At 62.7% G+C, this 1,139-nt stretch carries 1 pseudogene; it reads right to left on the bottom strand.

Annotation, left to right across the window (positions count from 1 at the left end):
- Window positions 1-270: 270 nt before the first annotated feature.
- Window positions 271-1,139 (bottom strand): annotated as a pseudogene (locus tag ACGLHR_RS51800) (IS110 family transposase); the annotation flags it as partial.

Below are 1,139 nucleotides of genomic sequence, written 5' to 3'. Positions count from 1 at the left end.
GTTTGATTCAGTTTCACAGTTGCATGTTGTTCCCCAATTTCCTGGAGGGCGACGTAGCAGTAAGTCTCGACGGTGGATCACGCTGATATCCGCGGGTTGGTTACCGCATTACAGAGGTCCGCCCAATGAGCCTGCCGCTATCTAAGGCCGCAAGTCGGATGAAATCCGTTGCCTAGCTAGGTCGCGGGTTGCTCGTGTGCCGGGCTACGTCGCCCTTCAGGAAACTGGCTCCACAGTAGGTGGCAGATAGGTTGGTACCTTGGCGCTGGGTTACGCTGCCCGCGCCTGGTTCGGTACGGCAAGCGACATGGCGAGCCGGCTGATGTCCCAGATGAACCCGCTCAGTTCGCGGGCCACCGCAACCACCGCAATGTTCGGGTTCTTGCCGCGCGCGGCAAGTCTCCGATAGCGCCGGCACAGTCGAACCTGGGCGTCCCAGGACCGGTCAACGATGGCCTTCGGGATGCCTTCGTGCCGTCGCTGAATCTCGGGGCTCACACGTGCCGGGTGCCGGTAACTCCAGGCGGCTTCGATTAGCAGCTTTCTTGCATAGCTATTGCCGTTCTTGGTGATGCTGCCCTGTCGCCGCTTCTCACCGGACGAGTGTTCGGCGGGCGTCACGCCGAGCCAGGCCATCAGTTGGCGCGGATGGACAAAGCGCGAGAGATCGCCCAATTCCGCAAGCATGCCCACCGCCGTGGTGAACTGCACGCCACGCATGGCCTGCAAGCCCGTACGGCCGGATAGAAGCGCCAGCTGACCACGGCTTCGCGCAAGGCCGCTTCGAGACGGCTGCATTGCGCGAGCCGATCCTCGATGGCGCGTCGATATTCGTCAAAGGCAAGTTGTTGCCAGGCGCTATCGAACGCAAATTCGCTTATCCAGCGCCGGTGTGCTGGCCCCCAGTCAGCTCTGCCGGTGTAGCGGACTCCGTGCGAAAGCAGAAAGGCCTTCAGCCGTTGGCGGGCGCGCTTCAGATCGTCCTTGGCGCTGACCCAGGCGCGTGACAGATCCCGGAATGCTTCGTCTTCGACGCTGGGCACGTACACGGCGGAGAGGTCACCGGCGCGCAGCGATCGCACGAGCTTGACCGCATCGCGCCGATCGGTCTTGACGCGCTCGCCGGGTTTCTTCGGGAT

Origin of the sequence: Cupriavidus sp. CuC1, from assembly GCF_044627735.1 — a bacterium.
GTDB classification, from domain to species: domain Bacteria; phylum Pseudomonadota; class Gammaproteobacteria; order Burkholderiales; family Burkholderiaceae; genus Cupriavidus; species Cupriavidus ulmosensis.
The sequence above is the reverse complement of the archived record's forward strand: the minus strand, read 5'-3'. Positions and strand labels throughout refer to the sequence as shown.